The 14,410-nt window shown below is 63.8% G+C and carries 15 protein-coding genes; 7 read left to right on the plus strand and 8 right to left on the minus strand.

Annotated elements, in window-relative coordinates:
- Positions 1-22 precede the first annotated feature (22 nt).
- From ACN0X7_RS13815 to mgtE, 5 genes are all read left to right on the plus strand, one after another.
- Entirely contained in the window at positions 23-247 is a 225-nt protein-coding gene (locus ACN0X7_RS13815) for an ATP synthase subunit C family protein (protein ID WP_416899359.1), read from the plus strand.
- Between the two features lie 76 nt (positions 248-323).
- Entirely contained in the window at positions 324-815 is a 492-nt protein-coding gene (locus tag ACN0X7_RS13820; RefSeq protein WP_417518219.1) for a F0F1 ATP synthase subunit B', read from the plus strand.
- Positions 815-1,348 (plus strand): F0F1 ATP synthase subunit B, encoded by a 534-nt coding sequence (locus tag ACN0X7_RS13825; RefSeq protein WP_417518221.1) that lies wholly within the window; start codon positions 815-817, stop codon positions 1,346-1,348. The genes ACN0X7_RS13820 and ACN0X7_RS13825 overlap by 1 nt, the downstream gene beginning before the upstream one ends.
- A gap of 154 nt (positions 1,349-1,502) precedes the next feature.
- The gene (locus ACN0X7_RS13830; protein ID WP_417518223.1) at positions 1,503-3,809 is read left to right on the plus strand and encodes an NADP-dependent malic enzyme; all 2,307 of its coding nucleotides are present in this window, start codon (positions 1,503-1,505) and stop codon (positions 3,807-3,809) included.
- A 136-nt stretch (positions 3,810-3,945) separates the two neighbouring features.
- Complete coding sequence (gene mgtE / locus ACN0X7_RS13835) at positions 3,946-5,331, plus strand: magnesium transporter (RefSeq protein ID WP_417518225.1); 1,386 nt, start codon at positions 3,946-3,948, stop codon at positions 5,329-5,331.
- 59 nt (positions 5,332-5,390) lie between these two features.
- Here mgtE and ACN0X7_RS13840 read toward each other — a convergent pair whose 3' ends face one another.
- Both ACN0X7_RS13840 and ACN0X7_RS13845 read right to left on the minus strand, forming a co-directional pair.
- On the minus strand, positions 5,391-6,758 hold the full coding sequence (locus ACN0X7_RS13840; RefSeq protein ID WP_417518227.1) for a glutamine synthetase family protein: 1,368 nt from the start codon (positions 6,756-6,758) through the stop codon (positions 5,391-5,393).
- Between the two features lie 3 nt (positions 6,759-6,761).
- On the minus strand, positions 6,762-7,667 hold the full coding sequence (locus ACN0X7_RS13845) for an MBL fold metallo-hydrolase (protein ID WP_417518229.1): 906 nt from the start codon (positions 7,665-7,667) through the stop codon (positions 6,762-6,764).
- A 102-nt stretch (positions 7,668-7,769) separates the two neighbouring features.
- Between ACN0X7_RS13845 and ACN0X7_RS13850 the strand changes: the two genes are divergently transcribed.
- Together ACN0X7_RS13850 and ACN0X7_RS13855 are read left to right on the plus strand one after the other, a co-directional pair.
- On the plus strand, positions 7,770-8,507 hold the full coding sequence (locus ACN0X7_RS13850; protein ID WP_417518231.1) for a sulfite exporter TauE/SafE family protein: 738 nt from the start codon (positions 7,770-7,772) through the stop codon (positions 8,505-8,507).
- A gap of 35 nt (positions 8,508-8,542) precedes the next feature.
- On the plus strand, positions 8,543-9,445 hold the full coding sequence (locus ACN0X7_RS13855; RefSeq protein ID WP_417518233.1) for a phytanoyl-CoA dioxygenase family protein: 903 nt from the start codon (positions 8,543-8,545) through the stop codon (positions 9,443-9,445).
- Here ACN0X7_RS13855 and ACN0X7_RS13860 read toward each other — a convergent pair.
- The 6 genes from ACN0X7_RS13860 to ACN0X7_RS13885 form a co-directional block, all read right to left on the minus strand.
- Positions 9,433-9,894: a MaoC family dehydratase gene (locus ACN0X7_RS13860; RefSeq protein WP_417518235.1), complete on the minus strand. Its 462-nt coding sequence runs from the start codon at positions 9,892-9,894 to the stop codon at positions 9,433-9,435. The genes ACN0X7_RS13855 and ACN0X7_RS13860 overlap by 13 nt on opposite strands.
- Positions 9,895-9,903: 9 nt before the next feature.
- Positions 9,904-11,004 (minus strand): redox-regulated ATPase YchF, encoded by a 1,101-nt coding sequence (ychF, locus tag ACN0X7_RS13865; RefSeq protein WP_417518237.1) that lies wholly within the window; start codon positions 11,002-11,004, stop codon positions 9,904-9,906.
- Positions 10,994-11,620 carry an aminoacyl-tRNA hydrolase gene (pth, locus tag ACN0X7_RS13870; RefSeq protein WP_417518239.1) on the minus strand — a complete coding sequence of 209 codons (627 nt, stop codon included), beginning with the start codon at positions 11,618-11,620 and terminating at the stop codon, positions 10,994-10,996. The genes ychF and pth overlap by 11 nt, the downstream gene beginning before the upstream one ends.
- Positions 11,621-11,650: 30 nt before the next feature.
- Positions 11,651-12,355, minus strand: coding sequence for a 50S ribosomal protein L25/general stress protein Ctc (locus ACN0X7_RS13875; protein WP_417518241.1), 705 nt, complete (start codon positions 12,353-12,355; stop codon positions 11,651-11,653).
- A gap of 100 nt (positions 12,356-12,455) precedes the next feature.
- A complete protein-coding gene (locus ACN0X7_RS13880) occupies positions 12,456-13,391 on the minus strand; it encodes a ribose-phosphate pyrophosphokinase (protein ID WP_417518243.1) in 936 nt (311 codons plus the stop codon).
- Between the two features lie 128 nt (positions 13,392-13,519).
- Positions 13,520-14,377: a hypothetical protein gene (locus tag ACN0X7_RS13885; protein WP_417518245.1), complete on the minus strand. Its 858-nt coding sequence runs from the start codon at positions 14,375-14,377 to the stop codon at positions 13,520-13,522.
- Between the last annotated feature and the right edge of the window lie 33 nt (positions 14,378-14,410).

A 14,410-nucleotide genomic window follows, 5' to 3' on the forward strand; every position in this document is an offset into this window, starting at 1 on the left:
GAAATGAAGAGGGATTGATAAAATGGAAGTTGAAGCCGCAAAGATGATCGGTGCCGGTCTGGCCACCATCGCGCTCGCCGGTGTCGGCGTCGGTATCGGTAACATTTTCGGTAATTTCGTGGCGGGCTCGCTGCGGAACCCGGGTGCTGCCGGTCGCGTTTTCGGCAACGTGCTGCTGGGCTTTGCCCTGACCGAAGCCGTGGCGCTGTTCGCTCTGGTTATCGCGTTCCTGATCCTCTTCGGTTAATCGACCTGGCCCCTCGGAAGGGGGGCCTGCCCGATCGACCTTTGAGACCAACGGAACCAGCGAGGACCCTAGGGTCATGCCGCAGCTAGCAGTAGAAACATTCGCGTCACAGCTCGTCTGGCTCGCGATCACGTTCATCGTGCTTTACGTCATCATGGCGAAAGTCGTGATTCCGCGCGTCGGCGGGATTCTCGAAGACCGTGAGCAGCGTATCCGCTCGGACCTCGACAAGGCCGAGGAACTGAAAGCGGATACCGACAAGGCCATCGCCGACTATGAAGCCCGGCTGGCCGAGGCCCGCGCGAATGCCGGCGAAATTGTCGGGAAGATGAAGGCGGAGATGACCGCCGAGATCGACAAGCGCCAGGCCGAGATCGATGCCGATCTTGCCGAGCGTCAGGCGGAAGCTGAAAAGCAGATCGCCGCGCAGCGCGATTCGGCCCTCGCCTCGCTGAACGATATCGCACAGTCGGTCACGTCGGCCCTGGTCGAGAAACTGTCGGGAACGTCGCCGTCGGACGATCGTGTCGAAAGCGCCGTGCAGACCGCGCGTGAGGGGAGCCGCTGATGTTCATCTCAACCGCCTATGCAGCAACCGGCGAGGCTGGCGGATCCATGTTTTCGGATCCCACCTTCTGGGTTGCGATCGCATTCGTCGCCTTCTTCGCCCTGATCTTCTATCTGAAGGTGCCCGGCAAGCTGGTCGCACAGCTGGATGCGCGCGCGGACCGCATCCGCAGTGAACTGGAAGAGGCCAAGCGCCTGCGCGAGGAAGCGCAGGAACTCTACGCCGACTACCAGCGCAAGGCCGAGGAGGCCGCGAAGGAAGCGGACGCCATCGTCGCCCATGCCCGCGAGGAATCGACCCGGCTGGCCGAGAAGATGCGCAAGGACATGGAAGACTCGCTGAACCGCCGCAAGGCTCAGGCAGAATCCAAGATCGCGCAGGCCGAACAGCAGGCCATCGAGGATGTCCGCAACCGCGCGGTCGACATCGCGACCCACGCCGCCGCCAATATTCTTCGTGAGGAGATGAAGGGCAGTTCGGGCACCGCGCTGATCGACAACGCCATTTCGGATATCGGCAAGCACCTGCACTGATACCGGATATCACCGGCAGAATCCAAAGGCCTCGGGGGAACCCGGGGCCTTTTTCGTTGGGCATCGTCACAAGCCCCCGTGCTTGGCCATTGATTTTTCGCTGCCCCCCGTGATGATGACATCAGGGAACATTACCGGCTCTAAGGGGGGCACCATGAGCGACGACCTGAACAAGATGGCGTTGGATTATCATCGATATCCGACGCCCGGCAAGATTTCCGTCACGCCGACCACCAAGCTGGCCAACCAGCGCGACCTGTCGCTGGCCTACAGCCCCGGCGTCGCCGCTGCCTGCATGCTGATCCATGACGACCCGCTGGAAGCCGCCAACATGACCGCGCGCGGCAATCTGGTCGCCGTGATCTCCAACGGAACCGCCGTGCTGGGCCTGGGCAACATCGGCCCGCTGGCCTCCAAGCCGGTGATGGAAGGCAAGGGCGTGCTGTTCAAGAAGTTCGCCGGGATCGACGTCTTCGACATCGAGGTCGATGAGACCGATGTCGACAAGGTCGTCGATATCGTCTGCGCACTGGAACCCACCTTCGGCGGCGTGAACCTGGAAGACATCGGCGCGCCGGCCTGCTTCGAGATCGAACGCAAGTGCCGCGAACGCATGGGCATTCCGGTGTTCCACGATGACCAGCACGGTACGGCGATCTGTGTCGGCGCGGCGATCTACAACGCGCTGCGCCTGGTGGAAAAGGACATCGCGAAGGTGAAGGTCGTCTGTTCGGGCGCCGGTGCCGCAGCCCAGGCCTGCATGGCGCTGATCGTCTCCATGGGTGTGACCAAGGAAAACATCATCGTCTGCGACCGTGCGGGACCGATCTACAAGGGCCGCAAGGAGAAGATGGACAAGTACAAGGAGTACTGGGCCGTCGAGACCGATACACGCTCGATCGAAGAGGCCGTGAAGGGCGCGGACGTGTTCGTGGGCGTTTCCGGCCCGGGCACGCTGAAAGGCGAGATGGTCAAGGCGATGGCCGACCGGCCGATCATCATGGCGCTGGCCAATCCGACGCCTGAAATCATGCCGGAGGAAGCCAAGGCGGCCCGTCCCGACGCGATCATCGCGACCGGGCGTTCGGACTACCCGAACCAGGTGAACAACGTGCTGTGTTTCCCGTTCCTGTTCCGCGGCGCGCTGGACTGCGGCGCGACAACCATCAACGAGGAAATGAAGGTCGCGGCCACCAAGGCCATCGCGGACCTGACCATGCAGGAAGTCTCCGAAGTCGTCGCCAAGGCCTATGGTGTCGAAAGCCTGGAGTTCGGCGAGGAATACATCATCCCGAAGCCCTTCGATCCGCGCCTGATCGTCGAGGTCTCCTCCGCTGTGGCACAGGCGGCGATGGATTCCGGCGTCGCCACGCGTCCCATCGAAGACATGGACGCCTATCGCCAGAAACTCAGCGCCTACATGTACAAGACCGGCTTTGCCATGAAGCCCGTCTTCGACCGGGCGAAGGTCAACCCGCTGAAGATCGCCTATGCCGACGGCGAGCAGGAACGCGTCTTGCGCGCGGCCCAGGTTGTGGTCGACGATGGCCTGGCGCACCCGGTGCTCATCGGCCGGCAGGATGTCATCGAGCGCAGGATCCTGCGTTTCGGCCTGCGCATGAAGGTGGGTCAGGACATCGAGGTCTTCGACGTCCAGTCCAACGCGGCGGTCGACGGGCTGGTGGAAACCCTGCGTGCCAGCATGGGCCGCAAGGGCGTCACACCGGAAGAAGCGCGCTACCAGATCCGCACCAACTCGACGGTGATCGCCAGCCTGCTGGCCCAGCGTGGCGACGTGGACGGCGTGCTGTGCGGCCTGGTCGGACGTTTCGACAAGCATCTGCAGTGGGTGCGCGACATTGTCGGACTGCGCCCCGGCGTGCTCGAACCGTCCGCCATCGAACTGGTGATCATGGACACCGGCACGATCGCCATCGCCGACACGCACGTGACCGATGATCCCGACGCCGAGGAGATTGCCGAGATGGCCATCATGGTGGCCGAGGTCGTCAACCGCTTCGGGATCGAACCCCGTGTGGCACTGCTGTCGCATTCCAACTTCGGCGACAATGACGATCCGTCTTCCGTGAAGATGCGGGAAGCCTACGAGATCGTGAGAGAGATCGCACCGGACCTGGAGATCGACGGCGAGATGAAAGGGGATACGGCGCTGAACAAGCATGTCCGCGACCGTATCAATCCGGATTCGAACCTGACCGACAACGCCAATGTGCTGATCACGCCGAACATGGATTCGGCCAACATCGCCTTCAATCTGGTCAAGGAGACCAACGAAGGCATGTCCGTCGGACCGATCCTGATCGGCATGGCGAAGTCGGTACATGTCATCACACCGGCGATCACGACGCGCGGCATCGTCAACATGACCGCGGTCGCCGTGGTCGCGGCCCAGGATCACGCATCGGGCGCCATCCCGGACGGACCGCTGAGCGGCTACTGATCACGGGAGAGTTGCGGGTGCGACGGTATCGGACATACATCGCCGCACCCGCCTCTCACCCTTCTCGGGGGTTGACCCGCCGCCCCTGACATTGATGATGCGCCTCAGTCAGCGTTTTCTTCGGGGCAGGTGATCGATGAGTAGCCAGGACGAGATCGACACCGACGAGGAGATGGGCGAGGCACGCGGCCTGACGCCCGAGATGGTGCGCACCATCCGCATCGCGCTGGATGAAGTCCGCAATGACGATGTGGTCGCGGCCTTCAGCGAACTGCACGCCGCCGACCAGGCTGACCTCTTCGAGCTTTTCGACAAGGAGCGGCGGCAGAGCCTGCTGCTGATCGTCGGCCCGACACTGAATCCCGATGCACTGGCGGAAATGGACGAACCTGTCCGTGATGCCGTCGTCGAGATGCTCGGGCCGGAAAAACTCGCCGAAGCCATCACCGAGCTGGACGAGGATGACGCCGTCTACGTCCTGGACGCCCTGTCCGAGGACCAGCAGAAAGCCGTTCTCGAAACGGTCGCGGATGATATCCGGCTGCCGCTGGAAGAAGGCCTGTCGTTCGCCGAGGACACCGCCGGGCGGCTGATGCAGCGCGACTTCGTGGCGGTGCCTGCATACTGGTCCATGGGGCAGGTCATCGACCACCTGCGGCTCACCGAGAACCTGCCGGACGAGTTCTATGGCATCTATGTCATTGATCCGTCGTTCGTGCCCATCGGCTGGGTGCCGCTGCACCGCGCGATGCGCACCAAGCGACCGGTGCAGATCGGCGAGATCATGGATCACGATCCGATGGTCTTTCCCGTCGGCATGGACGTGGAAGACGTGGCCTATCAGGTCCGGCAGTACGATCTGTTCTCGGCCCCGGTAGTCGATGATTCCGGGCGCATGATCGGCGTCATCATGGTCGATGACGTCCTGGATATCGTCGAGGAAGAAGCCGAGGAAGACCTGTTCCAGATCTCCGGTGTGAAGGAGGATGACCTCAATCAGTCCATCGTGCGCACCACAAAGAGCCGCTTCACCTGGCTGGCCCTGAACCTGCTGACCGCCATCCTGGCATCGGTGGTGATCGGTCTGTTCGATGCGACCATCGAGCAGGTGGTGGCACTCGCCGTGCTGATGCCGATCGTGGCGTCGATGGGCGGCAATGCCGGGACCCAGACACTCGCCATCGCCGTTCGCGCGCTGGGCACCAAGGACCTGACGTCATCGAACGCGATGCGTCAGATCGGCAAGGAACTGGTGGTCGGCACGATCAATGGTGTCGCATTCGCGATCCTGATCGGGATCGCCACCTATCTGTGGTTCTCCGATCCCGTGCTGGGCGGGGTGATCGCCGCCGCCATGGTGCTGAACATGATGATTGCCGGGCTGGCCGGCATTCTCATCCCGATCGGGCTGGATCGCGCCGGCGCGGACCCCGCGATCTCCAGCGCCGTATTTCTGACCACCGTTACGGATATCGTCGGCTTTTTCGCCTTTCTCGGCCTCGGCGCGTGGCTCCTGCTCTGAACCGACCGGTCGGCAGACTTCGTCCGCCAAAGACCCGCTGCACAGCGCAACGGTCGTCCTCAGGCGCGCTCGAACCCGCGGTTGACCTCATAGTCGGTGACGGCACGGTCGAACGCCTCGATCTCCCACGCGGCGGCACGGGCGTAATGATCGATCACCTCATCCCCGAATGCGGCACGCAGCATCCCTGAGCGTTTCAGTGCCCGCGCGGCATCCCCGAGTGTCTTCGGAATACGCCGTGCCCGGCGGGCTGCATAACCGTTGCCCCTGAATTCGGCTTCCAGTTCCAGCCCGGCCTCGATCCCGGCGATGCCCGCCGCGATCTGCGATGCGATGGCCAGATAGGGATTGAGGTCCGAGCCGCCGACCCTGCATTCCACCCGGACCGCATCCGTACTGGCACCGGCGACACGATAGCCGACCGTCCGGTTGTCCACGCTCCAGATCGCCCGTGTCGGTGCGAACATGTCGTCGGCAAAGCGCTTGTAGGAATTGACGTAGGGCGCGAGGAAGAACGTGCCCTCGTTCGCGTGTTTCAGCAGTCCCGCCATGTATTGCCGCATCAGCGGTGACATGCCGTGTTCGTGCGCGTCCGACGCAAAGGCCGGCGCACCGTCCAGTGTCCAGAGCGACTGATGCAGGTGGCTGGAGGATCCGGCGTGGTCATGATGCCACTTCGCCAGAAAGGTGATGGCCCTGCCCTGCTGGAAGGCGATTTCCTTCACCGCATTCTTGGTGATGACGTGATTGTCTGCCGTATCCAGCGCATCCGAATAGTGGACGTTGATCTCTTCCTGACCGGCGTCGGCCTCGCCCTTCGAGTTCTCGACCGGAATACCGGCACCATACAGGCCGTTGCGGATCGCCCGCATGACGTCTTCTTCCCTGGTGGTCTGGAAGACGTGATAATCCTCGTTGTAGGGGCTGATCGTCGTCATGCCGCGATAGCCCGTGTTGCGCAGGTCGTCGAAGCTCTCGCGGAACATGTAGAATTCCAGTTCCGTTGCGACCATCGCCCTGAAGCCCATTGCCTCCAGGCGGGCGACCTGGCGCTGCAGGATCGCGCGGGGCGAATGCGGCACCGGCTGGTGATCGTGGTGGTCCAGCACATCGCACAGCACAAGCGCCGTGCCCTCCAGCCAGGGAACGCGCCGCAGGGTTGACAGGTCCGGTCGCATCACATGATCGCCATAGCCCTTCTCCCAGCTTGTCGCGCGATACCCCTGAACCGTCGCCATCTCCATATCCGTGGCCAGCAGATAGTCGCAGGAATGGGTCTCCTGCCACGCGCTGTCGATAAAGTGCCGGGCATGGAACCGCTTGCCCGCCAGCCGTCCCTGCATATCCGTCTGGGCGGCAATGACCGTGTCGATCTCGCCGGTTTCGACCAGAAGTTTCAGTTCATCGAAGGCCAGGTTGCCGGGCATGGTTCAGGCCTTGACCCGGAAGCGCCAGACATCGCCATGGGGCGTGAAGTGGCCCGCCGTGGGCGCTGCGAAATGCGTCCCCAGGACCAGCGTGTCCTCGCCCTGATGACGCTGCATGAAGTCCCGCCGCGTGTCGCGGGCGGCCTGCGCGTCGTGGTCGAACTTGCTGGCCACATGCGGCATGGCGCACTGGATCGGGTGGTGCATCAGGTCGCCCGTGATCACCGCCTTCTGTCCACCCGATTCGATCACCACGCTGACATGGCCCGGCGTGTGGCCCGGCGTCGGTTCCAGCCGCACCTCCGGCGTCACCACATGATCGGGTTCGACCAGTTGGTGCAGTCCGGCGTCGATCACCGGCCGGATGCTGTCATTGTTGACGTCGGCCACATTGATCACCGCTTCCGCCGTCTCGCGGGTGATGTCGCCGCGCACCTCCTCGATGATCTCGCGGCTCCAGTGATCCCATTCCGCGCGGCCGAACAGGTAGGTCGCGTTCGGGAAGGTCGGCACCCACTTGCCGTCGATCAGGATCGTGTTCCAGCCGACGTGATCGACGTGCAGGTGCGTGCACAGCACCACGTCGATACTGTCGGGCGGAAACCCGGCCCCGGCCAGATGCTCAAGAAAGGGTCCGTGCAGCATGTTCCAGTTCGGGTTGCCGCGCTTCTTGTCGTTGCCGACGCACGTATCGACGATGATCCGCCGCCCCCCGGCCTCGACGACAAACGCCTGGACGCAGGAAATCAGCTTGCCTTCTTCGGTGGCGAAGTGCGGTTTCAGCCAGCTTTCGCGCAGGATGTCGTCGGTCGTCAGGTCGGCATAACCGAAATCCGGCGTGCGTTCCGCCTGAAGTTCCATGACACGGGTGACGCGCACCTCCCCGATCTGCCAACTCAAGACATCCATGCCACGCCCCTCCAGTGTGATACCAGATGCGATGGTGGCGGCTGCGCGGGAAACTGGCAAGGTGCGCGAGGCGATCACGGTCGCGCAGACCCGGAGGGCTTCTTGGACGATCTCATCATTCCATTCGCGATCTTCCTGATCGCCGGCCTGGTGAAGGGCGTCGTGGGGTTTGGCCTGCCGACGGTGTGCCTCGTGCTGTTCACCCTGACCTCGGGCCTGTTCGATGCGATGGCGCTGCTGCTGGTGCCATCCCTCGTCACGAACCTCTGGCAGGCCGTGCGCGGCGGACAGTTCATCGCCCTGTCGCGCAGGCTTGTCCTGTTCTACGCCACCGCTTCCGGCGGCATATTCATCGGCGCGCTTGCGCTGGGTCACGTCGATCCGGACTGGCTCGTGCTGCTGCTCGGACTTCTGACCGTCACCTATGGCTTCAGCGGCCTTGCAGGCGTCCGGATCCGTGTCCCCCGGCATCGGGAAGGGCCGATGGGCGCGCTGACCGGCCTCACGAACGGGGTGCTGACGGGCATGACCGGCAGCTTCGTCGTGCCGGGCGTTCTGTACCTGCAGGCCATCGGACTGCCGCGCGAGGCGCTGGTTCAGGCCATGGGCATCCTGTTCAGCCTGTCCACGCTGGCGCTGGCCATCGCGCTGGGTGGAAACGGGCTGCTCTCGGTCGATCTCGGCTGGCAGTCGGCACTGGGTGTCGTGCCTGCGGTCATCGGCATGACCGCGGGGCAGCGCCTGCGCGGGCACCTTTCCGAAACCGCATTCCGCCGCGCGGTCCTGATCGGCCTGAGCGTGCTCGGGTGCGCCATCATCTTGCGCGCGCTGACGATCTGAGACAGCCTGAGAACGATCATTCCGGGGAGCCTGCCATGAACATCAACCCAGCATCCGAGACCCTCAGCGAGGACCAGCGCCGTTTCTACACCGAGCAGGGGTATCTGCAGCTCGACAGCTTCGTCGGCACCGGCTGGTTGTCGCGATTGAAGGCCGCAGCCGCAGAGTTTGTGGAGATGAGCCGCGCCGAGACCCGGTCCGGCAAGGTCCTGGATCTGGCGCCGGGACATAGTGCAGAGACGCCGCGCATCCGCCGCCTGAACTCCCCGGTCGACCATCACGAGACCTTCCGTGCCTTCGCCATCGAAGGACCGGCCGCGGCACTTGCCTGCGATCTGCTGGGCGGGCCGGTCCGGTTCCACCACAGCAAGCTGAACTACAAATGGTCGGACGGCGGCGAGGAGATCAAGTGGCACCAGGACATCCAGTTCTGGCCACACACGGACTTCAGTCCGCTGACCATCGGGGTCTATCTGGATGATGTGGACGATGCGATGGGGCCGATGGGGGTACTGCCGGGCAGTCACACCGGTCCGCTGTACGACCTATACGACCGGGACGGCAACTGGGCCGGCGCGATGACCGATGAGGACATTGCCACGCTGGAACTGGACCGCATGGCCTGGCTGAAGGGCCCCGCCGGATCGGTGACCATCCACAATTGCTGCATGGTGCACGGATCGGTGCCGAACAATTCATCGCGGCCCCGGCCGCTGCTGCTGCAGACCTATTCGGCGATGGAGTCCTACCCCATTGGCAACATCGGCGCGAATTCCGTGCGCACGGGACTGGCAGGCACGGTGATCGGCGGTCCGGCGAGCATGACGCTGACCATCGATGGCCGGTCCATGCGCGGCGCGCCGGACTGGTCACAGCGCGGCGGCGCCTCGCCGACGATCTTCGGATCGCAGCAGAAGGACGGCGATCAGCCCGGCTGATCGGCCCGCCGGATCATGAAGACGTTTTCCATGGTCATCTTGGTCGTGCCGTCCTGATCCTCCATCCGGTGCTTCGCGTAGCAAAAGCCGATATTCGCCCGGCTTTTTGACGGATACTTGTCGACGATTTCGGTGACCAGGGTCAGTTCATCGTCGACAAACGTCGGCTTCAGCCAGCGCACCTGTTTGACACCCGGCGCTCCTTCCGACTTCAGGGTACACAGCATCCCGCTGACCATCAGCTTCATGGCGATCGAACACGTGTGCCAGCCGGACGCGGACAGCTTTCCGAACGGCCCGTTCTCGCCGCCCTCGCGGCTGAGATGGAAATACTGCGGATCGAATTGCTCGGCGAAGCGGATGATCGCGTCTTCAGTCACACGGTGCGGGCCGCTGCGATGCACCTCGCCGACCTCGACCTCTTCCCAGGGGCGTTTCGTTTCAGTCATCGGGCCAGCCTACACGTTGAAACGGAAATGCAGCACATCGCCGTCCTGGACGGTGTAGTCCTTGCCTTCCAGACGCATCTTTCCCGCATCCTTGGAGGGCTGTTCGCCGCCCAGCGTGACGAAATCGTCGTAGGCGATGGTTTCCGCACGGATGAAGCCCTTCTCGAAATCCGTGTGGATGGCGCCGGCGGCCTCCGGCGCGGTGGCGCCGGTGTGAACCGTCCAGGCGCGCGCTTCCTTCGGTCCGACGGTGAAGAAGGTCAACAGGTCCAGCAACCCGTAGCCAGCCTGAATAATACGGTCGAGGCCAGTCTGCTCCAGTCCGATGCCTTCCAGAAACAGGGCGCGTTCTTCCTGATCGGTCAGCTGCGCAATCTCTGATTCGATCGCAGCCGAGATCACGATGGCGCTGGCCCCTTCCGCCTGCGCCTTGTCCGCAACCGCCGCGGTGTGGTCGTTGCCCCCGGCGGCATCGTCTTCAGAGACATTGCAGACATACAGGATCGGCTTGGCCGTCAGCAGCTGCAACATCTGGAAGCGTTTCGCATCGTCCTTCGAGACCTCCAGCAGGCGTGCGGGCTTGCCGTCGCGCAGCAGGTCCAGCGCGCCCTGCATCAGCTCGACGTCGGCCTTCAGGGTCTTGTCGCCGCTCTGGAAACGCTTCTGCAGCGGCGTCAGGCGCTTTTCCAGGCTTTCCATGTCGGCGATCATCAGTTCGGTCTCGACCGTCTCGGCATCGGCCACCGGATCGATCCGCCCGTCGACGTGGGTAATGTCGTCATCCTCGAAGCAGCGCAGCACGTGCACGATGGCATCGACCTCGCGGATATGGCTGAGGAACTGATTGCCCAGTCCCTCGCCCTTCGACGCGCCGCGCACCAGCCCCGCAATGTCCACGAAGGTGAGCTGCGTCGGGATCACTTCCTTCGATTTTGCCAGTTCGGACAGCTTGAACAGCCGGGGGTCGGGCACGGCCACGCGGCCCAGATTCGGCTCGATCGTGCAGAACGGATAGTTCGCGGCCTGCGCCGACGCCGTCTGCGTCAACGCGTTGAACAGGGTCGATTTGCCGACGTTCGGCAGCCCCACGATTCCGCACTTAAATCCCATCGTCTGGCTCCTCTGTCGTATCGGGCTTCGGCTTCTTCGTTGGTTTGGGCGGCGGACACTTCATGGCCACATCCGACAGGAAACCCGGGGCGTCCCCGTCGGCCAGTCCTGGCGCGGCATGGGAGATGGCGTCGATGATCTGCGCCAGCAGCGGCAGTTCCGTCTTCGCGAAGGCGCCGAGGACATGTCCCGTCACCTTAGACTTGTCGCCGGGATGGCCGATCCCGATCCGCACGCGCTGGAACTCAGGGGTGATGTGCTGGGCGATGGAACGGATGCCGTTGTTGCCGGCATGCCCGCCGCCCGTCTTCACCTTGACCTTGCCGAACGCGACGTCCAGCTCGTCGTGGAACACGGTGACATCATCCAGATCGAGCTTGTGAAAGCGCACGGCTTCGGCGACGGCCTGACCCGAGCGGTTCATGAAGGTCGCCGGTTTCAGCAGCAGAACCTTCTGGCTGCCCAGTCGGCCCTCGGCGACGACACCCTGGAACTTCTGCCGCCAGCCGCCGAACCCGTGGTCGGCGGCGATGGCGTCGATGGCCATGAAACCGGCATTGTGGCGATGCAGCGCGTATTCCCTGCCCGGATTACCGAGCCCGACGAACAGCCGCATCTGATGCTCCCACAGCGGCGGGCGTGGCGATTACTTGTCGCCTGCGCCCTCGTCGTCCGAACCTTCCTCGCCGCCTTCGCCTTCACCCTCTTCGCCTTCGCCCTCTTCAGCTTCGGCATCCGCCTCGGCTTCCAGTTCGGCCTGCTCTTCAGCGGCTTCCTCGGCGACTGCGGTGGCCGCAGCGATGGTCGCGATGGTGAAATCGCGGTCGGTGATGGTCGGCTCGACACCGTCGGGCAGCTTGGCGTCGCTGATCTTCACGGCGTCGCCGATCTCCAGCCCCGTCAGCGCCAGTTCGACCGATTCGGGAATGGCGTCCGCCGGACAGCTCAGTTCGACCTCGTAGCGGACGACGTTCAGCACACCGCCCCGCTCCAGACCCGGGCTGCCTTCTTCATCGATGAACACCACCGGCACGTTCACGTCCACGCGGGCATCGTCGGACAGGCGCAGGAAATCCACATGCAGCGGCACATCGGTCACCGGGTGCAGCTGCACGTCGCGCGGCAGGCAGCGTTGCTTCTTGTTGCCGACCTGCAGTTCATAGACACGACCCTGAAAACCGCCGCGGTTCAGTTCCTTGACGATGATACGGTTGTCGACCGCGACCATCGCCGGATCCACGCCGTTGCCATAGACCACGCAGGGAACCAGGCCCTGCTGGCGCATCGCACGGACGCCGCCCTTGGTGGTCCGCTCGCGCATCGTCGCATCGAGTACGTCAAAATCGGCCATTGCCATCTCTCCTTCTGCCGGGCGGCGCAGCCTGTCTGCCGCTGCCGCCGGTGAACGCTTCCAAATCTCCAGCCGAGGCACCGCAGCACCCCGCAAATCTTCAGTCGAACAGGCTGGACACCGACGATTCCGTCGAAATCCGCTTGATCGCCTCGGCCAGCAGCGACCCGATCGACACCTGATGTATCTTCGGCTCGTTCTCGACCTCTTCCGTGGCGCGGATGGTGTCGGTCACCACCAGCGATTCCAGCTCCGAATCCGCCACCCGCTTGACCGCGCTACCCGACAGGACGCCGTGCGTCACATAGGCGGATACCGACGTTGCCCCTCTTTCGAGAAGCACCGATGCGGCGTTGCAGAGGGTGCCCGCGCTGTCGACGATATCGTCAACAAGAATACAGCGACGTCCTTCGACATCGCCGATCACGTTCATCACTTCCGAGACGCCAGCCCGTTCGCGGCGCTTATCCACGATAGCAAGGTCTGCGTCAAGCCGCTTGGCGAAGTAGCGCGCCCGCACCACGCCGCCGACATCGGGCGAGATCACCATCAGGTTTTCCTCACGCCCGAACTTGGACTTGATGTCGTCGATCAGCGCCGGTCCGGCATAGAGATTATCGAGCGGAATATCGAAGAAACCCTGAATCTGCCCGGCGTGCAGATCGACGGTCAGAACACGGTCCGCACCGGCCTTCTCGATCAGGTTCGCGACCAGCTTGGCCGAGATCGGCGTGCGGGGTCCGGGCTTCCGGTCCTGACGCGCGTACCCGAAATAGGGCAGAACGGCGGTGATCCGACGGGCTGAGGCGCGGCGCAGCGCATCGATGCAGATCAGCAGTTCCATAAGGTGATCATTGGCGGGGAACGATGTCGACTGGACCACGAAGACATCCTCGCCCCGGACGTTCTCCATGATCTCGACATAGACCTCTTCGTCAGCGAAGCGACGGACCACGGCATTTGTGGGCCGGACCCCCAGATAATCGGCGATCTGGGCGGTCAATAGCGGGTTGCTGTTCCCTGCAAGAACCTTCATGAGGACTTTCGCGATTTTTCTGAAAAACGGGACCGGTGCTGACCGGCGGCTTTTACCAGTCGAACCGGGGCCTGTCCATCGGCTGTGACAGTTTTCTGACGTCGCTTCCCTGAAAGGGGCGTGCCGGTCTATTCGGTCGCGCGCAGCCGCTGCATCAGATCGGCCACGCCGGGTGCCGCCGCCGAGGCCGCCAGCCGTGCGACGACGCCCCAGCGCCGGCTCAGACGGTTGGTCGGCACCATGTTCTGCTGTTCCAGCCGCCCCCGTTCCGCGCCTGTTTCGTCGCGCAGCAGCCAGGCGATGCGGACGAGATCGTTGGACCCGTCCACGGGCGAGACGCGAACCAGCGCCTCCAGCACAGGCAGTTGCAGACGCCCGTCTTCCGGCACCGCCTCCAGTCCCTGGCGTTCCAGTTCCAGGATGATGGCAGCGCTCAGTGCCTCGGCACCGTCGCCCGGTGCACGGCGGATCGGCGCGATCAGCAGGTCCGGCCCGGTGCTGCCTGCATCCGCCGGCGATTCGATGCCCAGCAGAACGGCAATGCGCCCGACCGCCTCGGCAGCGAGCAGGTTCATCGTGACGGCGTCGCCGCTGCGGAACGCGTCCCAGTCGACCTCTGCCTCATATGCGTCCGTGCTGACCGGCGTGCGGTCGGGCCGGGTCAGTTGCCAGCGCATGCTGACGGTGGCCGTCGTGCCGACAATCTGTGTGGCGATCGCCTCGCCCAGAAGCCGGTAGCGGTTGGGTACGTCATAGGGGATGGCCGCGACCTGGCGTTCCTGCAGTCCCTTGATGACCAGCGCGGTCAGGCCGTCGGTCGATACGCCCTCGTTGCTGAGTACGGGATGCACGATCAGCGCGGACGTCGGCCCCGGCGGGGGCACGGTGCCCGACTTCGTGCCGGGGCTGAACGGCCGGGGCACATTGGTGCAGGCGGCGAGCGCCAGCGCGACCAGCGCAATCGCGATGAACCTAGAAAACGACACAGGTCACGAGCGAGAAGAGAATGAAGATGATGA

The sequence above is a fragment of the Minwuia sp. genome, assembly GCF_048263705.1.
Taxonomy (GTDB): domain Bacteria; phylum Pseudomonadota; class Alphaproteobacteria; order Minwuiales; family Minwuiaceae; genus Minwuia.